Source organism: Parasphingomonas frigoris, assembly GCF_036663815.1.
Classification (GTDB): Bacteria; Pseudomonadota; Alphaproteobacteria; order Sphingomonadales; family Sphingomonadaceae; genus Sphingomonas.
This window is the reverse complement of record NZ_JAXOJQ010000003.1, coordinates 670,960-693,436: the sequence shown is the minus strand read 5'-3', so window position 1 is coordinate 693,436 and position 22,477 is coordinate 670,960. Positions and strand designations below refer to the sequence as shown.

General features: G+C 64.0%; 23 protein-coding genes. 13 read left to right on the top strand and 10 right to left on the bottom strand.

Translation table 11 applies throughout. The features are described 5' to 3' along the window. Window positions 1–83: 83 nt before the first annotated feature. Together U1872_RS13650 and U1872_RS13645 are read left to right on the top strand one after the other, a co-directional pair. Window positions 84–1,457, top strand: a complete 1,374-nt coding sequence (locus U1872_RS13650) for an ATP-grasp domain-containing protein (RefSeq protein ID WP_332793437.1) — start codon at window positions 84–86, stop codon at window positions 1,455–1,457. After that, window positions 1,454–2,245: a sulfite exporter TauE/SafE family protein gene (locus U1872_RS13645; protein ID WP_332793436.1), complete on the top strand. Its 792-nt coding sequence runs from the start codon at window positions 1,454–1,456 to the stop codon at window positions 2,243–2,245. Before U1872_RS13650 ends, U1872_RS13645 begins: the two co-directional genes overlap by 4 nt. 195 nt (window positions 2,246–2,440) lie before the next feature. Here U1872_RS13645 and U1872_RS13640 read toward each other — a convergent pair whose 3' ends face one another. Next, window positions 2,441–3,829, bottom strand: a complete 1,389-nt coding sequence (locus U1872_RS13640; RefSeq protein ID WP_332793637.1) for an aminotransferase-like domain-containing protein — start codon at window positions 3,827–3,829, stop codon at window positions 2,441–2,443. 108 nt (window positions 3,830–3,937) lie between these two features. On the opposite strand from U1872_RS13640, the gene U1872_RS13635 reads away from it, so the two are divergent. The 4 genes from U1872_RS13635 (at window position 3,938) to U1872_RS13620 (ending at window position 5,833) form a co-directional block, all read left to right on the top strand. After that, on the top strand, window positions 3,938–4,282 hold the full coding sequence (locus U1872_RS13635; protein ID WP_332793435.1) for a UrcA family protein: 345 nt from the start codon (window positions 3,938–3,940) through the stop codon (window positions 4,280–4,282). Continuing rightward, window positions 4,279–5,127 carry a PhzF family phenazine biosynthesis protein gene (locus U1872_RS13630; protein ID WP_332793434.1) on the top strand — a complete coding sequence of 283 codons (849 nt, stop codon included), beginning with the start codon at window positions 4,279–4,281 and terminating at the stop codon, window positions 5,125–5,127. Before U1872_RS13635 ends, U1872_RS13630 begins: the two co-directional genes overlap by 4 nt. A 55-nt stretch (window positions 5,128–5,182) precedes the next feature. Beyond that, window positions 5,183–5,356 (top strand): hypothetical protein, encoded by a 174-nt coding sequence (locus U1872_RS13625; RefSeq protein WP_332793433.1) that lies wholly within the window; start codon window positions 5,183–5,185, stop codon window positions 5,354–5,356. A 252-nt stretch (window positions 5,357–5,608) separates the two neighbouring features. Further along, window positions 5,609–5,833, top strand: coding sequence for a DUF6434 domain-containing protein (locus U1872_RS13620; RefSeq protein ID WP_332793432.1), 225 nt, complete (start codon window positions 5,609–5,611; stop codon window positions 5,831–5,833). 75 nt (window positions 5,834–5,908) lie between these two features. Here the strand turns inward: U1872_RS13620 and U1872_RS13615 are convergent, their stop codons facing one another. From U1872_RS13615 to U1872_RS13595, 5 genes are all read right to left on the bottom strand, one after another. Further along, window positions 5,909–7,786, bottom strand: a complete 1,878-nt coding sequence (locus U1872_RS13615) for a CocE/NonD family hydrolase (protein ID WP_332793431.1) — start codon at window positions 7,784–7,786, stop codon at window positions 5,909–5,911. A 60-nt stretch (window positions 7,787–7,846) separates the two neighbouring features. Continuing rightward, the gene (locus tag U1872_RS13610; RefSeq protein WP_332793430.1) at window positions 7,847–8,557 is read right to left on the bottom strand and encodes an outer membrane protein; all 711 of its coding nucleotides are present in this window, start codon (window positions 8,555–8,557) and stop codon (window positions 7,847–7,849) included. A 99-nt stretch (window positions 8,558–8,656) separates the two neighbouring features. Then, on the bottom strand, window positions 8,657–9,016 hold the full coding sequence (locus U1872_RS13605) for a hypothetical protein (RefSeq protein ID WP_332793429.1): 360 nt from the start codon (window positions 9,014–9,016) through the stop codon (window positions 8,657–8,659). Window positions 9,017–9,188: 172 nt separating this feature from the next. Beyond that, entirely contained in the window at window positions 9,189–10,508 is a 1,320-nt protein-coding gene (locus tag U1872_RS13600) for a sensor histidine kinase (protein ID WP_332793428.1), read from the bottom strand. After that, window positions 10,505–11,179: a response regulator gene (locus tag U1872_RS13595; RefSeq protein ID WP_332793427.1), complete on the bottom strand. Its 675-nt coding sequence runs from the start codon at window positions 11,177–11,179 to the stop codon at window positions 10,505–10,507. The genes U1872_RS13600 and U1872_RS13595 overlap by 4 nt, the downstream gene beginning before the upstream one ends. 279 nt (window positions 11,180–11,458) lie before the next feature. Between U1872_RS13595 and U1872_RS13590 the strand changes: the two genes are divergently transcribed. Beyond that, entirely contained in the window at window positions 11,459–12,616 is a 1,158-nt protein-coding gene (locus U1872_RS13590) for a DJ-1/PfpI family protein (RefSeq protein ID WP_332793426.1), read from the top strand. Continuing rightward, window positions 12,573–13,613 carry a GlxA family transcriptional regulator gene (locus tag U1872_RS13585; protein WP_332793425.1) on the top strand — a complete coding sequence of 347 codons (1,041 nt, stop codon included), beginning with the start codon at window positions 12,573–12,575 and terminating at the stop codon, window positions 13,611–13,613. Before U1872_RS13590 ends, U1872_RS13585 begins: the two co-directional genes overlap by 44 nt. Window positions 13,614–13,719: 106 nt before the next feature. On the opposite strand, the gene U1872_RS13580 is transcribed toward U1872_RS13585, so the two are convergent. Beyond that, on the bottom strand, window positions 13,720–14,775 hold the full coding sequence (locus U1872_RS13580; RefSeq protein ID WP_332793424.1) for an FUSC family protein: 1,056 nt from the start codon (window positions 14,773–14,775) through the stop codon (window positions 13,720–13,722). Window positions 14,776–14,932: 157 nt separating this feature from the next. On the opposite strand from U1872_RS13580, the gene U1872_RS13575 reads away from it, so the two are divergent. The 5 genes from U1872_RS13575 (at window position 14,933) to U1872_RS13555 (ending at window position 18,949) form a co-directional block, all read left to right on the top strand. Then, window positions 14,933–15,403: a MarR family winged helix-turn-helix transcriptional regulator gene (locus tag U1872_RS13575; RefSeq protein ID WP_332793423.1), complete on the top strand. Its 471-nt coding sequence runs from the start codon at window positions 14,933–14,935 to the stop codon at window positions 15,401–15,403. Window positions 15,404–15,623: 220 nt separating this feature from the next. Then, window positions 15,624–16,241 (top strand): TetR/AcrR family transcriptional regulator, encoded by a 618-nt coding sequence (locus U1872_RS13570; RefSeq protein ID WP_332793422.1) that lies wholly within the window; start codon window positions 15,624–15,626, stop codon window positions 16,239–16,241. A gap of 318 nt (window positions 16,242–16,559) precedes the next feature. Then, on the top strand, window positions 16,560–17,777 hold the full coding sequence (locus tag U1872_RS13565; protein ID WP_332793421.1) for a serine hydrolase domain-containing protein: 1,218 nt from the start codon (window positions 16,560–16,562) through the stop codon (window positions 17,775–17,777). Between the two features lie 165 nt (window positions 17,778–17,942). Beyond that, window positions 17,943–18,785 carry a M48 family metalloprotease gene (locus tag U1872_RS13560; protein ID WP_332793420.1) on the top strand — a complete coding sequence of 281 codons (843 nt, stop codon included), beginning with the start codon at window positions 17,943–17,945 and terminating at the stop codon, window positions 18,783–18,785. Beyond that, entirely contained in the window at window positions 18,782–18,949 is a 168-nt protein-coding gene (locus U1872_RS13555) for a hypothetical protein (protein ID WP_332793419.1), read from the top strand. Before U1872_RS13560 ends, U1872_RS13555 begins: the two co-directional genes overlap by 4 nt. Window positions 18,950–19,172: 223 nt before the next feature. On the opposite strand, the gene U1872_RS13550 is transcribed toward U1872_RS13555, so the two are convergent. From U1872_RS13550 to U1872_RS13540, 3 genes are read right to left on the bottom strand one after another with little or no spacing between them, the layout of a single operon-like run. Beyond that, the gene (locus U1872_RS13550) at window positions 19,173–20,270 is read right to left on the bottom strand and encodes an aldose epimerase family protein (protein ID WP_332793418.1); all 1,098 of its coding nucleotides are present in this window, start codon (window positions 20,268–20,270) and stop codon (window positions 19,173–19,175) included. Window positions 20,271–20,305: 35 nt separating this feature from the next. Then, window positions 20,306–21,727, bottom strand: coding sequence for a sugar porter family MFS transporter (locus U1872_RS13545; RefSeq protein ID WP_332793417.1), 1,422 nt, complete (start codon window positions 21,725–21,727; stop codon window positions 20,306–20,308). Beyond that, the gene (locus U1872_RS13540) at window positions 21,727–22,455 is read right to left on the bottom strand and encodes an SDR family NAD(P)-dependent oxidoreductase (RefSeq protein ID WP_332793416.1); all 729 of its coding nucleotides are present in this window, start codon (window positions 22,453–22,455) and stop codon (window positions 21,727–21,729) included. The genes U1872_RS13545 and U1872_RS13540 overlap by 1 nt, the downstream gene beginning before the upstream one ends. Window positions 22,456–22,477: the final 22 nt, after the last annotated feature.

Here is a 22,477-nt window from a genome sequence, read left to right as displayed (position 1 = left end):
GACAAGACGATTGGCAGCTTGTGTTCGAATGGCAACCGGCGGGATCGATGCATTCGGCGATCGCAATCGAAGGAACTGCGACAATGCTGGGCTGGATCCTGTTTCATCGCGCGCTTGACCCGGCGTTGCCGGAAGTGCCCGATATCTTTCGGTTTCAGGAAGCCGCCGCGGCCATGAGAATCGATCTGCAGATCCTCCACCCGCACCATTTCGATCTGGTCGTCGGTGCGGGCGAGGATTGGGCGGTGAAGTATCAGGGGAGCCCGATCGCGCGTCCTGATTTCGTCCTCTGTCGCAGCGGTGCCGAGACCGATTATTTCACCCTGGCGCTGCTACGCCATTTCGAACGGCGCAACGTCCGGCTGGTAAATGGCCCGGTCGCGATCGAGCTCGTCGCGGACAAGTTGCACAGCCTGCAGGAACTCGTCCGGGCGGGGCTGCCGGTGCCCCGCACGATCCTCGGCAAATTCCCGGTGGATATCGAGTTGGTCGAGCGCGAGCTCGGCTTCCCCGTGATCGTCAAGACGTTGAAGGGAACGCGCGGAACCGGGGTGCTCAAATGCGAAAACCGCAGCCAGTTCGAGGATCTGGCAGGGCTGCTGAAAAGCGCCGAGGCGCAAGCCGATTTCGTGATGCAGCATTACATCCGCGCGAGCCACGGTCGCGACGTCCGGGTCCTCGTCGTCGGCGGCCGGGTCGTCGCGGCGATGGAACGGCGATCGCTCACCGGCGGGTTCAAGTCGAACGTTTCGCTCGGCGGGGTCGGGATCGCCTATAACCCGCCGCGGGAAATGGCCGAACTGGCGGTCCAGGCGGCGGATACGCTCGGCCTCGACGTGACCGGCATCGACATTCTGTTCGATGAAACGGGCTATCGCATTTGCGAGGCGAACTCGGCACCCGGGTTCCAGGGGCTGGAGCGAGCGTGCGGCGTGGACGTGCCGTCCAGCATCCTCGAATGGATCGTCTCCACCCAAGCGTCGGCCATGGCACCACCCGCCACCGGCGAAAACGACGCACTGGTCGCGCTGGTGTTCGGGGGCCGCAGCGGTCTTCGCACGATCAGCGACAGGAGCCCCACCTACCGGCGCTTCGCCGGATCGGTCGGCACGCGCCTGATCGCGGTGGGCATTCGCGCGATGGCACAGTCGGCCGTTCCGCCCGTCTTTATCGACCGCAAGAGCAGCACCACCCTCGGGCTCCGGACGCTGTTTGCGGGCAGGATCACCACCCCGCTCGCGGCCTTCGACGAGACCGAGCAGGAGCGCGCCTTGCTGATCACGCTGGCTGTGTCGATCTGGGCGGCGGTGCTGCCGTGGCTTGCGGGGGCTGGCCCCGCCATCAGCGGCGTCCTCTCGATGCTGGCCCTGCTGTTCCCGATCGTCTTCCTGCTCACCGCGCCGATCGGACGCCTTCGCGGCGCCGCCCGGCCGCAACTTGGAGGACCGCGCGCATGATCGATTTCAGCGCGATCTCCTGGCGCGATCTCGCGCCGTTCGTCGCGATCGGATTCCTGGCGCAGGTGGTCGACGGTACGGTCGGCATGGGGTTCGGCGTGATGACGAACAGCCTGCTCGTCGCACTCGGCCGGCCCGGCCCTGCTGCTTCGGCTGTGGTGCGTACGGCGGAGAGTTTCACCAGCGGGATTTCGGGGCTCAGCCACGCCGTGCAGCGCAACGTCGACTGGTCGCTGTTCGGCCGGCTGGTCATCCCCGGCATCGCGGGTGGCTTCATCGGGGTGTGGATCTTCACCCATGTCGGGATCGCGCTGATGCGCCCGGTGGTGCTGGTCTATCTCGCGGCGGTCGGATCCTACCTCCTCTGGCGCGGTCCGCGCCGTCCGCAGACGTTCCGCCGGACGCGTCTGGTCGGCACGGTCGGGTTCCTTGGCGGAATGCTCGATGCATCGGGCGGTGGTGGTTGGGGTCCGATCGTGACCGGCAATCTCTTGTCGCAAGGCGCGAACCCGCGCTCGGTGATCGGGACCGCCAATGCGGCAGAGTTTTTCGTCACCGTCACCGTTCTCGCAGCGTTTATCGGGACGCTTGGCCTGCAGTCGGTGACGATCGCCGCTACGGGTCTGGTCATCGGCGGAGTGGTCGCCGCACCGATCGGCGCCTATCTCGTCAAACGGCTTGCCCGCCGTACGCTGATCGTCGGTGTCGGCGGCGCGCTGGTAGCGATCGCGCTGTTCGGCCTGCTGGCGCTCATCTTCTCGCCGATCCCGACGTTTCCGAGGTTCTGATCCGTACCGCCGCGCAGTTGCTCAGAGCGCGAGCTATAAAGCGTCCAAATAACGGTCAGAGATGAGTGAGGCCGATCGTGGGTCCCCCGCACACATCGAGGCGCTATGGAGCGGTAACGTGCTGGGCGTGTGGCAGGCAGCGATCGACACATGCAGCCGTACGTATCGCCCGAAGCTGTCGTAGCGCCATCGCCCTCATCCGCCGACAGCGTTCTCCAGAAACGCGCTGACGCGGTCGTCGTCGCTCGTCACGACGTTGAAGCGCAGATAGTCTCCCCATGTTCCGCTCGTACTGAACACGTTTCCCGGTGCGAGCACGATATCCTCGTCCAGCGCGGTCCGCGCGAGCGCCGCCGCGTCCCGGCCGCCGGGCAATCGCGCCCAGACGAACAGCCCCGCCGCCGGGTCGATCCAAGGCTCGAGCCCGACGTCGCGCAACCGTCGTAGCGTCCGTGCAGTGGCACGGGCCAGCCGCCCACGCACACCCTCGATATGCCGGCGATACCCGCCGTCGGTCAGCACGCCGTGCAGGATTTCAGCAGAAAGCGGGTTGCCCGACATCGACGTCGCGATGCGCAGGTCGGCGAGCGCCTCGATCCAGTCGGGCCGCGCGGCGATATGACCGCAGCGGATCGCAGCGGTCAGCGACTTGGAGAAGCTGCCGATCCGAATGACGCGATCGAGCCCGTCGAACGCGGCGAGCCGCGGCGCGGGCATATGTTCGAAATCGGCGAAGACATCGTCCTCGACGATCACCAGGTCGTGCGCCTCGGCGAGCTTGAGCAGGCGATGCGCGGTGGTGGCCGACAGCGTCGCGCCGGTCGGATTGTGCACCGCCGAGTTGGTCAGATAGAATCGCGGCCGATGCTCGGCGAGCGCGGCGGCGAACGCCGCCATGTCCGGGCCGCTCGGTGTCATCGGAATGCCGACCACATGCGCGCGGTGCGCGCGCAGCAGCGCCAGGAAATTGAAATAGCAGGGATCGTCGACCAGCACGGTGTCGCCGGGCTCGAGCAGGAAGCGACCGATCAGGTCGAGCGCCTGCGTGCTGCTGTCGGTCAGCAGGATCTGATCGGGCGAGGCCGCGACGCCCTGCTCCTCCAGCCGCCGCGCGAGCAGCGCGCGCAGCGGCGGCGAGCCGAGAAGCGATGCGTAGCCGGTCAGCGACCCATCGGCCTTGCCGCGCGCGGCGGCGCGGAGCGCTTTGCGGATCGGCTCGCTCGCCATCCAGCTGTCGGGCAGCCACCCGCAGCCGGGCCGGATCGCATCGGGACGTTCGCTGAGCGACTGGCGCAGCATCCACAGCGGATCGACCTCCCGCTCGATCGGCGTGCCGATCCGGTCGAGCGAGAGAGGCGATAGCGGCGCCGATACATAGAAACCCGCGCCCGGCCGCGAGCGGATCGCGCCGTCCGCCGCAAGCCGGTCATAGGCCTCGACCACAGTCGATTTCGAGAAGCCGGTCGTCTCTGCCATCGCGCGCACCGAGGGCAAGCGTGCGCCGGGGGTGAGAATGCGCCGCGCGATGCGATCACGGATTAGCTGCACGACGTGTCCGGTGCGCGTACGGTCGAGATCGATCATCGTCACTGTATTGACCACCTTAGCAGCACGGTTTTTCGATATTGTACGGAACCGTTCCTGTGTTGGCCAGCGCGGATCGCGCATCGCTTCGCCGATCAGGAGGTACCGATGAAGAGACTGCACTACACCCTCACAGCCGCCGCATGCGCCCTGCTCGCGCCGCCTTGCATCGCGCAGGAAACCCAGCTGGGTCCAGATCAATACGCCGCGACCGTCCGTAGCCCGGACCTGCGCCCGACGACGCTCAGCGGGGCGCGGCGAACGCTGAACCGCATCGATGCGGCCGCCTTGGCGGTGTGCGGCGTTCCGTCGGTCAGCTTGCGCGAAGTGATCGCGGCGGAGCGCCGTTCGGCGTGCTGGCGCGAAGCGATGGCGGGGGCGATGGTGCGCGTCGACGATCCGTTGCTGCTCCGCGCCTATCACCGCATGACAGATCGGAAGGCCTTCCCATGAATCGTCCCTTCTCGCTCGTCGACGTCTTCGGCACCCAAGCCTTCACCGGCAATCCGCTCGCGGTCGTCGCGCAAGCCGAGGGCCTGACGAGCGAGGACATGCAGCGCATCACACGCTGGCTCAATCTGGCGGAAACCACCTTCCTGCTCGCACCAACGCATCCCGACGCCGATTACCGCGTGCGCATCTTCTGCCAGTCTCACGAACTGCCGTTCGCGGGGCATCCGACGCTCGGGACCTGCCATGCGTGGCTCGAAGCCGGCGGGTCACCGAAACGCAGCGGCACCGTCGTGCAGGAATGCAAGGCGGGCCTGGTCACGCTGCGGCACGATGCAGATGGTCTGGCCTTTGCCGCGCCGCCGCTGATCCGCGGCGGGCCGCCAAGCGAGGAAGATCTGGCCGAGGTTGCGGCGGTGCTCGGCATCGACCGCGCCGCGATCGTCGATGCCGCATGGGCAGATAACGGCCCAGGCTGGATCGCTGTGCTGCTCGACTCCGCCGCGGCGGTGATCGCAGTCGAGCCGGCGCACCACCATGCCCGCCATATCAATATCGGCATCGTCGGCGCACACCCGCCGGGCAGCGATGCGGCGTTCGAACTCCGCGCAATCCACAGCGTGCCTGGGCGCGCATTGACCGAGGATCCCGTCACGGGCAGCCTCAATGCCTCGGTGGGGCAATGGCTGTTCGCGACTGGTCGGGCGAAAGACGGCTACATTGCGGCACAGGGAACGAGAGTGAACCGGACCGGGCGCATTGCCGTGACGCAGGACGAGCGAGGCCAGGTGTGGGTCGGCGGCAGGACGCTGACACTTTTCGTTGGGCACTGCTCCCCGGAAGTCTGATCTCCCAACCCAGCGAGCCAGTTACCTGCAGCCCTGATGCATACACACGTGCAACATGGGCCATCCCTTCGTGCGCTTCCACGGCAGTGCGCAAGGCATTGTACGCTGGTTCGATCATGCGGAAGTTCGCGCCAACGGTGGTATGACGATCACTCATTTTGTGGTGCTGCGGTATCCAGCGCGCCAGGCCGATCTGCCGCTTAGATGGCTCGCAAATCTCGGCTCATGATGGGAGCGCGCCACGCTCTACCGCCCGCCATGGCCACTCGAACAGCTAGGATGGGTCGCGATCACGACGCCGCGCACGGTTGCGCGGAAGCCGCCTTGCAGGCCCGAACTGCCGCCTGGAATGCCCTCAACCGCAGCCGCCAGACCGGATCTATGGTCTGGACGACCTATTTGTGGCCGCCCATCCATCGGGCTATCGTCATGCCGTTCCGACGTCAGCGTAGATGCCAAAATGAATGTATGGGGAGGAATAATGAAGCCCGATTTCGATTGGCACGGTGCCACGATCGAGCCATCAACGGTGGTGGATCACAGCTATCGCAACACGCAAAATGTGCGACGTTTTTTCATCGACGCGTGCGGCCTATCCTTCACATTTGACCGAGATTTTATGGCCTACCTAAAGGACGGCCAAGCGAAAACGATGGGTGACGCGGCGAACGAATGGATCCGTGCGCGCTCGACGCGGGTGAGGTGATCAGGATCGGTACGGTGCCGAAGGATCTAGCGACATCGCCCCGAAAGTCCGACGTTTTAAGTCGCGCCGTCGGCATCAGCCGGCGAACGCGTGGAACGGCAGGTCGACGTAGCTCAAATCGGCGCCGCCGACTTGGAGATCAAACCAACAGCCACATGGCGGCAGTGCATCTTGATACACGCCCTTGTCGGCTCCGCTGATCGACACCCTGATCCGGTGGCCAGTCTTGATCCGTGCAGAGAGGGGAAACATCACAAGCGACACGTCTTCCCATTGCCCCTGCACCATCGGCGCATGATCGGCGCGCGCCAGCGTTTGAAAGGGCCCGGCCTGCCAGTAGGGAGGGGCCGAGGTACTGACCTTTCTGCGGCTCAACCGAAGCACCCCTTCGGTCAGGTACGTCACCCGGCCATCGGGGGCGACATCCTCCAGATAGGCATGAACAACGCCGTCGGGCCGATCCGTGGAGAGTTTGAGTTTGACCACTGGATGGCCCGTTACGTCTGCGTCCGTCGTCAGCGGCGCGCTGGTGAAGGACAGCATTTTGGCGCTTTGTGCGGTACGATTGTCATACACCACATCGCCTTCGCCATTCTGCGTCGCCCAGCGATTGGATGACCCAGTGGTCGTGTCAAAATCGATGCGATAGCGGAGTGTGGCGGATGCGCGTTGTGCCACCGAGCCCAATTCCAGCCCCGTTTCCGGCGTCATCTGAAAGCGTTTGATGTCCGCGCTTTGAATTGGCCATTGGCCGGTCGTATGCCATTGTCCTTCTCCCATGGTGTAGAAGGCAATCGACTTGTCAGCACTGCACAGGCGATCGGTGGGGTTCGGCTGCACGTCTTTCAGATAACAATCGAAAAAGCGTAACACAGTGTCTTGCTGAGCCGTCTTGTCCGGATTGGCGGGGGCCTTTTTCGGCTTGAAGGGATCGGTATCGAACTGGCCGCCGTGCGACCAGGCACCGATATAGACCTTCTGCACATTGCTGAAGCTGTTGAACCGCGCGATCGCCCCCGCCGCGGACGCGCCGTCCATCCACCCGGCATAGACCAGCATCGGCACGGCGGCGGCCTCGATCGCGGCGCGATACCGATAGGGTGCCACGTCGGATACACCCAGGCCGGACGGGCCTTTGTCGTCCGAAAACTCGGCCTGTGCGATCGATCTGCCCAGGTCTGCGTTGGCGCGGTGGTCCGCAAGCGCTTCGGCCAGCAATTTATCACCATCGGGGCCATCAACCGGTTTGACCCCACCGACAAAGGCTTTGGCCAGGAAACACGGTGACTTTGCAAGTTTGGCAAGCGCACACATGTCATTGGCATCAAGCGCCGCATTGGCGGCAACCCACGCGTCGACAAAGCCACTGACACGGACACCGCCCGGCCAGAAGCTCGCTGGATCGAAATCGCTGAACAGCGGCGCGACGGCCTTGACCGCCGGGTGGCCGGTTGCCGCGAGGAGTTCGGCCGTATTGCCGCTATATGAGGTGCCGACGCCGCCCACCTTGCCGTTGGACCAGGGTTGACTGACAATCCATTCGACGATGTTCTTCAGGTCGGCAACCTCTTCGGGCGCCCACTCCATTCTGCGGTTGCCGAACGACGCACCCGATCCCCGGGCGTCGATGATGATATAGGCATAGCCTCTGTCATTGAGCGCACGCTGCGTGGCATTGCCCTTCGGTCCCTTGCGACTTGCGCGCCAGTATCGCGTTGTCTCCATCACGGTTGGGACTTGGCTCGATTGCGGCATGGTGACCGGCAACCAAAGATCCACCGCCAGCCGCACCCCGTCCCGCATCGGGATGTAAAACGAAGCGTTGCGAATCGCGGCCGGCTCCGGTTGCGGCGGCACGGCCAGTACCGGCTCGGCGCAGAATGCGAACAAACAAAATGCGAATACAGTTCGCACCATATGCATGGTGGTATATTTCCGCGTGAGCAGGTCCATGAAGTGATTTGCCTTCAATCTTGTTTAAACACGCGAGCAATACGGAGCCACGCCAAACGATCAGAATTTCGACGCTAACGCGATCAAGACCTTCGACGATTTCAGACCGTTTCGGTAATTGCTGCGATTGTATTCGGCTCGAACGAAGCTTCGGTGTGTGACCTTCGCCTCAATGCCGCCGCCGAACAGGAAGCCTTTCCTGGTGCTGCGGATGTCCAGGTCACTGCCGGCGACGGCGCTGAAATCCGTTTGTTCCTTGACGCGCAGCCAACTGTACCCGGCGCGGCCGTACAGCAGGACCGACGGTGCGGCGAGCACGCCGGCGCGACCCGAGACATCCCAGGACCAGCCGGGCTTCAGCGAATACTTGCCCAGGTCGCGGGCTGCGGTCAGGGTCGCCCCGCCACGCCCTACGCCTGCTTCGGCCCCGACGACGAGCACGTTGCCAATCTGCGCATCGTATCCGATGTGAAGACGATACCCCAATTCATGCTTTTTTGTGGCGATCGAGGATTTGATGCTCGGGAGCGCGTAGTCGGCCGTTGTCCATTGGTAGGCGACGCCCGAACCGAACTTGAACCCACTGAATGCCGGTGTTGCCGGCGCGTCAGCCACCTGCGGTTCGGCTGACTGCCGTTCTTGTGCCGTGGCCGCGATCGGCGTGGCGATGAGTATTCCAGCAATGAATAAAGATTGTTTCACGATATGCCTTTCGCTGAGTCTTTGAACAGACCGCACGAATGCTTTGCGTCTCGAGAATTGCGGGAACATTGCATGCCCGATTGCAGCGCTATGATTTTGGCGGGTGGTGGTCTGGGAGAGGGACAGGCCCGGGCCTCGACACGTGTCGCGGCATAATCCGCGGCGTGCTTACGTGCACGGGCGCCGGCGACGGTCGGCGCGGTCATTCAAACGACGGTCCCGCTCGCAGCGCCGTATCCGGCTATCCGTCATTTCCTGCATGTTCCTGACGATCTCGAACGCGATGCGCGCGCGCTCTAACCGATCGGTTTGCTGGGTGTCGCGGCGCTGTTGCTGAACCAGCATGCAATCCAGATGGTCAGGCGCCGCGAACGCACCAAAATTGGCGCACGTTTGCTGATCTTGCTCAAGAGATAGCCTCTGTCGTTCCGCCGGCGTTTCGCAGCCGGCCAAAGTCAGGACGGACAGAATCGCGATGCAGGTCCGAAAGATGTGCCAACGGCAAAAGGAGACAAAAAATCCATGCATTGCTGATCTCGCTTCCGGGATTACGGAATCCTCTTACGGATCAAGATTTCGGCCGGCCCGCCGCCGCGTACGTGCCAGCGTGCGGCCTGCCCATCTTGAACGGCCGTGATCGACCGCGAGAACGACGTTGGCGGGACAAGATTGCGTCAACATGGCGCGAAAGGGCGCACCCTCAGCGCGGCGGAAATTCCACGCGCACGACCGTGCCGCCCGCCATGGCGTCGAAGATCGACACCCGCCCGCCATGACGTTCGATCACTTGCTGCACGAGATGGAGGCCAAGGCCGGTTCCCGTGGACCTCGGCCGCAGGCGATGGAACGGCTCAAAGACGCGCTCGCGTTCGTCAGGAGGAATGCCCAAACCGTCGTCCTCCACTTCGAACGCCGCACCCACGACGCGGATCACGACCTGGCGTCCGCCATGGTCGATCGCATTCTGCACAAGGTTCGTCACAACCCGCTCGATGGCCCCGGCATCGCCGCGGATCGGCCAAGCCGTGTCGACAACGACTTCGATCGTGCGGTCCGCGGCAATCAGCAGCGGCGCCAGCTCAGCTGCCACGTGCTTCACGAGCGATGCGAGATCGACGGCACCCTCGACCCCCACGGCATCGAGCCGCTGGAAGTCGAGCAGTTGCTCGGCAAGGGTGGCGAGCCGCTGGACATCGCTGCCGAGCCGGCGCGTGGCCGCGTCATCGGCGGCGTCGATCTTGAGACTGAGAATGGCGATGGGCGTACGGAGTTCGTGCGCTGCGGAGGCGATGAAACGCCGCTGACGCTCATATCCCTCGTCGAGGCGATGGAGGACATCGTTTACGGCCCTGACCAGCGGCAGGATCTCGCGCGGCACCTTCGCTTCGCTGAGCCGCCAGCCGCGCCGGTCGGCATCGATTTGCCGCGCCTCCTCCGCGATCCGGTTTACGCCGGCCAGCGACCGGTTGACGATCCAGGGCGTCACGATCATCGAAATCAGCGCCAGCAACAGGATAATCACGATGCTGATGGCATTCGACGCGGCGAGGATGAGAAAGCTCAGCAGCGTGAACTTGCCATGCGCAAGGATGGTGAGCGACCCGGCTCGAGAATCCTCCGAGCGGATCACGGCGGACAAGCGATAGGGCGCTGACCGATCTCGCAATTGCACGTTGGTCAGCCGGTGCAGCGTCCCGGCAAGGCTTGCATATTCCCGCGGCACCTGTCCGTATGAGACGTTTCGGCCGCTGTCGTCCTCGGCGACGAACCAGAGGCTGGGCGCGTCGGCGCGAAGTTGCTTCAGCGCCGGCGTGCTGCGTACCGTCAGGCGACCATCCCCGGTGCGCTGGATGGAGCCAGCGATAACGCCGGGAATCGTCTCATCGGTAAAAACCGCGCCGCTGTTCATTTGGGTCAGGGCAATCAGGCCGATCAAGAAGATGATGACCACCGTCACGAACTGGAAGAGCAGCGGCTGGAAGATCAGAGAGCGCTTCAGCGAGGGCGGCTTCCTGCTCATGACGATGCCCTCAGCAGATAACCGACGCCCCTGACCGCGTGAATTTCGAGCCCTGCATTCGCCTCGCTCAGCTTCCGGCGGAGGCGCGAGACGTGCGAGTCGAGGGTGTTCGATTGAATCTCGTCATCGAACCCATAAACCGCCTGTTCGAGCGATTCACGCAGCACCGTTCTCCCGCGACGCTTCATCAGCGTTGCCAGCACGCGCAATTCCCGGCGGACCAGGTCGAGCCGAACGCCCGCGACATGCGCCTCGTCATGCACCACATCAAAGACGAGCGCGCCGGCGCCGATCTTCTCTGCGCCAAGCGCCGCGGGGCGACGCCGCACCGCGCGAATACGCGCAAACATCTCCTCGAGCGCGAACGGCTTGATGAGATAATCGTCTGCGCCCTCGTCCAGGCCGGCGACCCGGTCATGGATGTCTCCAAGAGCACTCAGCACGATGATCGGCAGGCCGGGATTTTCGGTCCGCAACGTGCGAACCAACGTCAGTCCATCGCCATCCGGCAGCGTCCGGTCGAGCAGCACGAGATCATAGGCATTTGAACGCACGGCTTCGCGGGCCATCGTCAAGCGATCGACATGATCGACGACAAACAGCTCGCGCTCGAGCGCATCGCGGACCGTGTCGGCGAATTCGATCTCGTCTTCTACTATCAGGATTCGCACCGAGGCCCCTTGGGTCAACTGGAATAGACTTTTCCGGACTGATCGTCCGTACGTGCATTGGAGCGTGCTCGCTGTTCATTGCCGCAACATTGCGTGCCGGGAAGAGCGGCACGTTTGCGCGACCGGCGGAAGGATCCGCTGTTGCAAGCTCAAGCCCAAGGTTTGGTGGTTGAGCGGTCGACGGGTTCACCCATTTGGCAGAAAATGAAGCAAGGCCGTCCTATGAGCTGTCCTCGATCCGGGTGAGGAAAGGATATTCTCCACAGCCCGGACCGCATCATGTTTCACCTTACACTTGCACGAAATCGCCTTGGCCTTGTTGCGGCTGCCTGTCTTGTTGCCGGTTGCGGCTCGGTCGCTGCCGGCCAACCCTCTAACCCGCCGCAGCCTAATATGTCAGCCGTTGCTCAGGCGCCAATCGAACACATCCTGCCGTATCAGGCGCGGTTTGGCCGACAGCGGCCGGTTATCGCCATCGTCGGGATAAATGCGGGCACAGAACTCACCGACTATGTCATTCCGTACGGCATCTTGCAGCAGGCGGCCGTCGGAGAGGTGATTACCGTTGCGACCGGCGCGGGTATGATGACGATGCGCCCGGCACTCCGCATTCAGCCGCAGGCTTCCGTCGCTGAGTTCGACAGGCGCTTCCCCGAGGGAGCAGATTATGTGGTGGTGCCAGCGGTGGTGCGGCACGACGATCCCGTGTTGCTTTCGTGGGTCAAGCAGCAGGCAGCGAAGGGCGGCACGCTCGTCAGCATCTGCGACGGCGCGTTGGTGCTTGCCAGCAGCGGCGTGCTCGACGGGCATCGCGCGACTGCGCATTGGGCAACCGCCGGCTACCGTCGCAAGACCTATCCGCAGGTTCGTTGGGTCGACGACCGGCGCTATGTCGCCGATGGACGGATCGTTTCCAGCGCCGGGATCAGTGCGGCCGTCCCGACATCGCTGGCTTTGGTGGAAGCGATCGCCGGCCGCGACCGCGCCGCGGCGACCGCGGCCATCATCGGCGCGCCCGACTGGAGCGCGGCCCATGACAGTCACCGGTTTGCCCCCAAGTTCGGCCGCAATCTCTCGGCCTTTGCAGCGACGGAATACTTCAATGGCTGGTTCCATCACCCCCAGTCGATCGGCGTCACCATTTCACCGGGTGTAGACGAGATCGCTGTCGCCTTCACGGCAGATGCCTACGCGCGGACGGGCCGGGCAAAGGCGTATGCATTTGCGCCCAATCCATCTCCGGTCACGACCCTGCATGGCCTGACCCTGCTGCCCGATCGGACCGATCCGAATGCTCTCACGCGCATCGTCACGCCCTCATCAGGGACGTCGGCATTCACCCTCGATCGCGTTCTCGCCGAGATCGCGCGTTTGTACGGCAGGCAGACTGCCTATGGCGTGGCGCTCGGCTTTGAGTATCCGGGTTATCATGGTTGAAAAACGCATCGTCTCGCCCGCGCCGCCGCATACCCTCCGCGTGGTCCTGCTCGCCTATGACGGCATGAACCTGCTCGACCTCGCCGGACCATTGCAGGCGCTGACCACCGCAAACCGTGGTGCGCCGGCGGGGGCGCCGGCGCGCTACGAGACGATCGTCGCCTCGGCGCTGGGCGGTGCAATCCTGACGAGCGCTGGCCTGCCGGTCGTGACGGTGGCGACCGCGTCCTTGGCGGACATACCGATCGACACGTTGATCGCTCCCGGCGGGTGCGTGGGCGAGGACTTTGACGTCGAGCCGGCGCTGCGCGACTTCATCGCCTTGCGCGCCGGATCGGTGCGGCGGCTTTGCTCGGTCTGCACGGGCGCGTTCCTGCTGGCGGCAGCGGGGCAACTCGATGGTCGGCGGGTCGCGACGCATTGGGCGTGGCTCGACAAGCTCAAACACCGACATCCCACGCTGGACATCGACTCGGACAGCATCTTCATCCGTGACGGCAATTTGTGGACCTCGGCCGGCGTGAGCTCCGGGATCGATCTTACGCTGGCCTTGATCGAGCAGGATTACGGCCCGCGCGTCGCAATCGATGCGGCGCGGCAGATGGTCGTGTTCATGAAGCGCGCCGGTGGCCAGTCGCAGTTCAGCGTTCCTTTGGCTGCGCAGACCCGCGACCAGGGCTTCGTCGAACTTCATGCGTGGATCGCGGTGAATCTCACGGCGGACCTGTCCGTCGGCCGGCTTGCTGAACAGGCGGGCATGGCGCCGCGGACCTTCGCGCGAACCTATGCGGCAAAGGTCGGCCGGACGCCGGCCAAGACCGTCGACCTGATGCGGCTTGAAGCGGCTTGCCGCGAACTCGAGGAAACCGACCTGCCGCTGAAGGTGGTTGCTGTCCGCGCGGGGTACAGTGATGAGCAAGCGCTGCGGCGCGCGTTTCAGCGCCAATTGGTCACCAATCCGGCGACCCATCGCTTGCGATTTTCCAGTCTTCTGTAGTGGCGTTCGATCCCATTAGACGTCCGGAAGTCGGACTGATCCGGGGAGTGAAGGAATCGCCAGAGTCGAGTCACGAAACAGCGGAGGCGAGCGACCGCTTCTGGAGCTACAACACTCCCCGCCGCCGGTCTGCCTCGCCCCCAGCACTGGCGGTGAGCAAGCGATCGAAGAGCACATTGAGGGCCATCACCGTAAGCCCCGCTGCCAAAGTTGCGACCAATCTGTCGAAGAGCAGTGCGGGGGCGACCGGCCTGCCGATATCGAGCACCAGCAGGATCAACGGCGTGCTGACGATTGCATAGAGGAGATAATTTCGGGCGCGTGCCAGTGGCACGACCGTCGCTAGCACGCACGCGACGATGCCGAGGGCGATCGGCGACGACAGGCAGAACAGGATCGCGCCCGTCAGGACAACGCCGCCGAGGGTACCTATCAATCGCTGCACGGTTTTCACGGGTACGTGTTCGATAGGGCGCTGGGTCAGCAGCGCGACCGTGAGCAGGATCCAGTAGAAATGATGCGACGGCCATAGATGGCGCAGACCGCTGGCGATGCCGAGACCGAGGGCAAGCCGAAGCGGATATTGCCATCCCTCGAGCGTGTACAGCGTGCGGCGGAAGTGGGCGCGACGTTGCGCGCCGGTGGGCGCTTGCCGCGCCTTTTGCGGGGCGCATTCTTGACGCCCGCGGCTCCCGGCCAAAATGCCACGCAGGGCAATGTTCCACAAAGCACCCGATCCGAATATCAGCGCGGCAGCGCCACGATGCGCCTGGGCACCGTCGAGGAAGCCGACGCTCAGCACAAAATAGATGATGAAACGGATGGCGCCCCCTGCGATTGGCCGACTGTAGCCCGACAGCAGGCCGGCCGCCGCGGCGAGCAGGACCAACGCCGTGTCTGACCACGGCAACCCCGCGATCGCGGTCGCGGCAGCTACGGCGATCAGCGCGGGTGAAACCGTCTGCGCAAGACCGGGCGGCGGCGAAGCCGCGCTGCCGCTCGCACCCGTCGGCGCGCCGGCAAGCAGGATGGCGCCGAGACCGATCGTGAAACCGGCCTCCGCTTGTCCGAGCATCAAGCCGGCAGCGACCGGCGCGCCCATGCCGAGCGCGGCGATCGCGAGCATCCGCAGGCTCACGGGTTCCCCCCGATCGATCGCCACGACATTGCGCCAAAGCCGGGAGGGGACGTTTAAGGATCTCACGATCTGGTTCCTGTTGCGCCATCCGCGCCCATGCTCGGAAAAGTGCCGCGGCGCAGTCCAGCACGCGAACTGCTGAACCAGAGCCTCCATGTTGTGGACCGCGTATTGATACGCTATGCGTATGATCATGTCGAGCGCGGATGCTAAGGAAAGTGACGAGGCGCGGATCGTTCGGGCGGTGCTGCGCCTTGCGAGGGGGATGCGCCGATCGGTGGGTGCCTCCGAACTGACGGGCGGCGCGCTCGCGCTTATCGCGACGCTCTATCGCGATGGGCCGCTGAGTGCGGTGGCCCTCGCCCGAGCCGAGGGGCTCCAGCCGCAATCGCTGAGTCGCCTCCTGGTGCGCCTGGAAACCGACGCGCTGATCGAGCGGGCGGTCGATCCTGACGACCGCAGACGCCACGTCATCACGCTCACCTCCCGGGGACGCGACGCGCTGAGCTCGGCGATGACCCAGCGCCGTGAATGGCTCGGCGCCATGATGGCCGCGCGGCTGAGCGAGGCCGAGCGCGCAAGCCTGCGCGCCGCCGCCGAGATCATGCTCAGGATGGCCGATCCCTTGGAAGAAGATCATGCCGCCGATTGACGAACCAAGGTTTATTGCACGGCGAGCCACCGTTGATGCTCGTTTGCAGGCCTGCCTTAGGGCTTCGCCGGCCAGCGACTGAATGGCGACCTATAAGTCCCCCGACAGCGCGTTCGGCCATCTCGCTAAGTGTCTCTGCAATCTCGGATTTGACTCGCGCGTATCAATATTCGAGCGTCACTCGGTTTTCATCGCCGGCATCTGAGAGAGGCACCGCCCGATGGCTCGAAAGAAAAGAAATCCACCGGTTCAGCGGCGTATTCCGACCCAGGAACGCGCTCACTTCACCGTGTCCGTGATCTTGGAGACGGCCGCGATGATCCTGCGAGCGGATGGGCGCGCCGCCTTCACAACCAACAAGCTCGCCGAGCGTGCGGGCATCAGTATCGGCACGCTGTACGGCTATTTCCCCAACAAGGATGCGATCTACATTGCGCTCGCGCGGCAACTTGTCGAGCAAGACGCAGCAGCATTGACCGCGGTGCTGAACGAGGGACACGCCGGTGAAACCCTCCGGCATTTGCTGCGTACGCTCTTCGAACGACATCATGAAGACCGTTACGTTCGCCGGACGGTGATGAGCATATACATCGCCGAAGGGTTTGGTGCTGAACACGAGATACACGTGGAAGCAATGATCAAGGCGCTCATCGCGCGTCGAGAGCTGTTCGACGGAAGGGACGTTCCCCCAATAAGCGCGGCACGGTTGTTCGCGGTGTCGCGGGCGATCTTGGGAATAGCGAGAGCTTTTGTCGAACAAGCGGATGTGGGGCGCTTTTCTCTGAGGCAAGTCGAAGACGAGGCGATTGACCTTATCCGCGCTTACGTATTGCAATAGGACAAGAAATTAGCGAATTTTGTTCGTCCGGCCATAAAGTCGGGTATGCGTGACGCCTTGGGTCCGCACGCGCGAAAACGATCGTCAGCACGCCCGTGGCAGCATCGTCGCGACGTCCAGCTAAAAGCGAGCAGACGATTGCGGCAAGACGCCGCATATGGAATGTTCTCGGATATTAGTTCAGCAAAATCAGAGATATAAGCCTGCCCCTCTCAGCTGTGCGCCCGCTACCGAACCCGAGTAGGAGAAGTCGAGCTTTGCTCGCATCATAGTGGAGAGTTCGCGACCGACATGCGCGCTTAGGGGGAGGGAGAGGCAATGCCGTTTGTTACGCGCAAATCGTCGAGCGTCGCGCAGGATTTGAGCCGACGGAGGTTGGTGACGGGGCTTGCAGCGTCCGCCGCCTCTGCTGGCGCAGCGGCATTTTTGTATCCCACCCGTTCGCCCGCAACCCCGCGGCAAAGCGCCCGAGCCGTCGTTGATAAGCCAGCGACGTTCCGCGACGGACTGATCGAAGCCCCCCCTTCCGATGTGGGCTTGGACGCAGCGGAACTCCGCAAGGTCTTGGAAACGATCCATGACGGAACGGCCAATATCCATAGCGTACTCGTCCTCCGCCGCGGAAAGTTGGTCGCCGAACTCTACAGTGCCGGCTCGGACCGCTCCATCTACAGCCTCTGGCCGTCCCATGTGAATTTCGGCACGACTAATCGCCACGACATGCGATCGATCAGCAAGAGCGTGGTGAGTTTGCTCTACGGAAAGTTACTGGAGCGGCGCGAAATACCGGGGATAGACACACCGGTCGTTTCGCTTTTCCCGGAATATCCCGACCTCGCTATACCTTCGAAGCGGCTGATAAAAATCCGCCATTTGCTGACCATGACCGCGGGCCTCGAATGGAACGAGCCATCGCCGGTGCATCGCGCGACATCTAGCGACGAAAGCGGACTCGTCACGCGGACGAGCGCATATCGCTACGTGTTCGGGCGAGAGGTCCTCGCCGTGCCCGGACAGTCTTTCGTCTACAGCGGCGGGGCGACCGCCGTTCTCGCCGAGATCATGACCCGGGCCACCAAACGTACATTGCGCGATATCGCCGGCAGGGAGTTGTTCGCCCCGCTCGGGATTGTCGATTGGGAATGGGTCGGGAACCTCTTTGACATTCCCCTGGCCGCCGCCGGCTTGAGGCTGAAGCCGCGCGACCTGCTGAAGATCGGCGCGATGCTGCTGTCGAAGGGAAGATGGCAGGATCGTCAAATTGTACCCGCGGCGTGGGTCGCCCAATCCACTGCCCGCAGCGTCGCCGCCGAACCGATCGGCGGGTACGGATTTCAGTGGTGGTCCACCTCCACCCGATGGCGCGGGAAGGACCTGCCGGTAACATCGGCGATCGGCAATGGCGGCCAGCGCCTTTTTCTCGTCCCCGATCTCGATATGGCAATCGTCACCACGGCCGGCGATTATAACGATCCCGCAATTGCACGGCCTCTCGACGACCTTTTGCGGCGGTTGGTAGCGACGGCCTCAGCGTGATTTTCGCACCCTTGGCTGCGATCCCGGATCAACGGTCGATGAAGAGAACTTCACGGGGCATAGCCTACAGGGAAAACTTTTAAAATGTCAGTGATTTCAAAGAGTCTTAAGCTCACTCCAATGGCGATCGCGGCATTGACGCTCCTATGTGCAGCGACGGAGCCCTTGGATGACATCGGATTGCTGATGAAAAGGCAAACGCGCGTTCAGTCTATCACGAGGCGTATTCTGACATCGAATCTCCGCTACTGTCAGAAAAAAGCGGTCGATTATGGCTTTACTCCGATCACTCTGAACCGGAGCGCTCCGCCGAATGTTCAGCGCGCCGGGGCGACCGCCTTGCATCTCGGCGATGGTTATACGGTGCTATGGGTCGCACCGGACAGTCCCGCGCTCAAAGCGGGGATACGCGTTGGTGATGAGATATCTGCCGTCAACGGTGTCACCTGGGCGCAATCGCCCGACGCCCAGGACATGTTTCGCACCGCGCTGGCAAGCGGCCTTCACGAGCCGCGCCTTCAGCTTACAGTCCGCCGTGCCGACCGGACCATCACGATGGAAGTGCAGGGCCAGGACAGCTGCGACGTTCGTGTTATTGTCGTGTCCGGCACGCGCGGCGTTGCGAACGCGTCGGGGAACACCATTCGCGTAGATACCCAAACGGAACAGCTGCTCTCAGATGATCAATTGGCATTCATTATCGGGCATGAGGCCGCACACATTTTCCTCGGTCACGCGGCGACCGAGCAGCAACTCGTAACCAAACAAGCCGTTGCACGCTTTGCGATGGAGCAGGCTGCCGACGCGCTGGGCGTACGTCTGATGCTGCGTGCCGGCTACGCCCCGGAGGCAGCTGCCGAAGCAAATACCCAAGTAAGCCGAAGTCGCGGGCCGTTTACGCGCCTTTTGAACCTTCATGGGAATTACATGAAACCAAAGGAACGTTCCGCCTTTCTCGCCCAGCAGGCCGAGGACGCTCGTCGGGAGGCTGCTCTACCGGATGGATGAAGACCGGCGCCCGGCTCGGATTGGCAGTCCGTGGCGACGCCGATGGTACGTTTGCGAACTGCGAAGCTCCGAGCTCGACGCAACAACAATCATTTTTCTACAGCGACATGGGCGGGTTCGATGCGGTGCCGCGCCATACCAAACGAATCGGTCGCTCGCGCTGACCGAGTGCTCAGACAGGGACGGCAGCGATCTCCGCTCCTAACGCCAACCTGCCCGTCATAGCGAAGTAGCGACCGGTTTCGGCACTTGTCCGCAAACCATGGAGAGGCGATCGAAGCGCGGACCCATCGTGCGGCGCTGCACACGCGGCACCGACGCGGTGGTCGAACGGGTTTGACGAAAACCGACGTATCGAACGCATCGGCGAAAGATCGGAGCGCAGGGTCAAAGGCTTGCCTTGCGGCAAGGCGGCAAGCGATAGGCCATCGTGTGGCGATACGGCACCCCGGGGTCGATCCGGGTCGATGGAAAATGTGGCTGGTTCGGCGAGTCGGGAAACGCCTGCGGCTCGAGCGCGACGCCCTGCGCGCGATGGTATCGCCGCCCGTGTTTTCCGACGAGATCGCCATCGAGGTGATTGCTGCAATATAGCTGGAGACCCGGCTCGGTCGTAAGCACCTCCAGCACGCGACCACTGGCCGCATGCTCCAACCGCGCGGCGACTGCGGCAATGGCACCGCGACCGCGGTCCAGCACGAAGTTGTGGTTGTAGCCGTTGGTCAGGGCGAGTTGCGCGTGACCGTCGCGGAAGCGCGTCAAAACGTCCGCATCGTCGATAAGCGCTCGCGGCGCCCGAAAGTCCAAGACGCTGCCGTCAACCGAGCGTATCTCCCCGGTCGGCACCATGTCGGCGTTGACTGGGGTGTAGCGGCTCGCGTGGATCGCAAGGGTATGCGCCTGGATCGTTTCGGCGCTGTCGGCGCCCGCCAGATTGAACACCGCGTGGTTGGTCAGATTGACCACCGTGGGCGCTGTCGTAGCGGCCGTAAAATCAATCAGCAGTGTGCCGCTACCGCCGTCGAGCATATAGCGCACCCGCACATCCAGCCGACCTGGGAAACCACCATGGCCATCAGCGCTGCTGCATGCCAGCACCACAGCGGGACGCTCGCCATCCTCGATCTCCACGATCGACCACAACTGCGTGTCGAAGCCGCGATAGCCGCCATGCAGGCACTGTGCCCCCTCGTTGCGGTCGAGCGCATAGCGGATCCCGTCGAGACGGAAGGCGCCCCCGCCGATCCGATTGGCATAGCGGCCGACGGTCACGCCGAAGAAGTTCGCCTGGTCGACATAGGGATCGAGCGTGTCGTGGCCGAGCGTGATGTCCTCGATCCGGCCATCGCGGTCGGGTGCATGGAGCGCCTGCAACGTGGCCCCATAGGTCAGGATCGTGGCCGAAAGCGGTCCCGCCGTCAGGCAGATCGCCTCGACGGGCGCTCCATCGCGAAGCCTGCCGAACAGCGTTCGATCGACGGACATGCCTCAGGCGCAACCGTGCGGCACGTCGTCGCCGCTCAGGCCCATGACCGTTCGATCTCTTCGAGCGAGCGGCCGCGCGTTTCGGGCAAGCGCGCATAGATGAAGACGAACCCAACGACGCAGATGACGGCGTAGAGCCAGAAGGTCCGTCCCGTTCCGGCGACGGCGTTCAACACCGGAAAGCTGTAGGTGAGCAGGAAACATGCCGACCACAAGGCGCTCGTCGCCACTGCCATGCTCGCGCCGCGCGCCTCGCCGGGGAAGATTTCGGACAGCGCCACCCATGTCACCGGCGCGAGCGTCATTCCGTAACAGGCGATCGCTGCCACGACGAGCAGCAGCAGCGGCCACCCCTGCAGGCCGAGCAGGTAGCTGGCGCCTAGCAGCGTATAGATGGCGGCGAGACCGGCGCAGCCGATCAGCAGCAACCGTCGGCGACCCCAGCGCTCGATCGTCACGAGCGCGAGCAGCGTGGCGACGCAATTGACCACGCCGGTAATGACGATGTTCAAGAGCGTGTCGGACACCGCATAGCCCGCCGACGCGAAAATCTCCTGCGCATAGTTGAAGATCACGTTGATGCCGCACCACTGCTGGAGAACCGCAAGCCCGATGCCGGTGACGATGACGCGGCGGAAGCGCACCTGCCGCAGCACCGCGCGGAGGCTCTGCCCGGGCGCGGCGTCGAGCGCGCGGCGGATGTCGGCGATCGACTCGCGCGCATAGTCGGCGCCGCCAAAGCGCATCAGCACGCGTTCGCTCGCCTCCCACCGGCCGCGCTTGGCGAGCCAGCGGGGGCTCTCCGGGATCAGGAAGCAGCCGAGCGTAAAGGCGACCGCGGGAACCGCCGCCGCCGCGAACATCCAGCGCCAGCCATATTGCCCGTTCCAGGACTGCGCGATCTCGGGCAGCGTCGCGCCCGCCGCGACGGGATGCGCGATCAGCAAATTGACGATCTGCGCTCCGAGAATGCCGAGCACGACCGCGATCTGGTTGAGGCAGACGAGCCTCCCGCGGCTTCCCGCCGGGGCGATCTCGGCGATGTACAAAGGCGAAAGCCCCGATGCCATCCCGATCGCGACACCGCCAATGACGCGCCAGGCGACGAAGCCGCCAAAACTCCCGGTGAGTGCGGTGCCGAGCGAGGAGACGGCAAAGATGACGGCCGCAACGACGAGCGCGGGTTTCCGGCCGAAGCGCTCGCTGAGCGCACCAGACCCCATCGCGCCGATCAGGCAGCCGATCAGCGCACAGCTCACCGCCCAGGCCTGGCTGGTCGGCGCGGTGATGTGGAAGCTCGCTTCGTAGAAGGGCTTGGCGCCCCCGATCACGACCCAGTCGTAACCGAACATCAACCCGCCCAGCGCCGACACCGCCGAGCACAGCCAGACCGCGCCCGAAGCGCCAGCAGGGACGGCGGCGCTTTGCCCGCCCGTTTCGAGATGAGCGCCGTGCATTATAGTCTTCCCATGCGTCCGCCGTCGGCGACGACATCCTCACCGGTGATGAAGCCGGCCGCCGCGGAAGCCAGGAAACAGGCAAGCGCCGCAATGTCCTCGGGCTGTCCGATGTCATCGGCGTGCACCACTTCGGCGCCGGATTTGATCGCGGGGCTCTCGCGCAGCATGGGGGTATCGATCGCGCCCGGGAGGATCGCATTGACGCGGATCCCGAGCGGCTTCCCCTCGATCGCCGCGGATCGCGTGAGGCTGACGAGCGCTGCCTTCGCTGCTGCGTAGGGCGCGACCAGCGGGGTCGTGCGCCGCGCATGGACCGAAGCGATGTTGATCACGCAGCCGCCCGTCTTCATCTCTCGCAGCGCATGCCCGGTATAGAGCGCGGCGCCGACGAAGTTGATGTCGAGCAGCCGCCGCCAGTCGGTCGCGCTCAGCTCGGCGATCGGCCGGTAGATCATCGTGCCCGCGACGTTGACGATCACGTCGAGGCTGGTGAAACGGTCGAGCGTCTGCGCCACGCTGCGTGCGACGGCCGCCTCGTCGGACACGTCGGCGACGAGACTGACGACATCTTCCGCACCGGCACTCCGCAAGGCGTCGCACACCACGCCATCGTCAGCCCGGGAATCGACCAGGGCGATGCAGGATCGCTCCTTGGCGAAAGCGTGCGCCGTGGCGAGCCCGATGCCGCCCAGGCCGCCGGTGATCAGGACAGTTCGCGTCACCATCGGTGCAATTTCCTTTATTGAT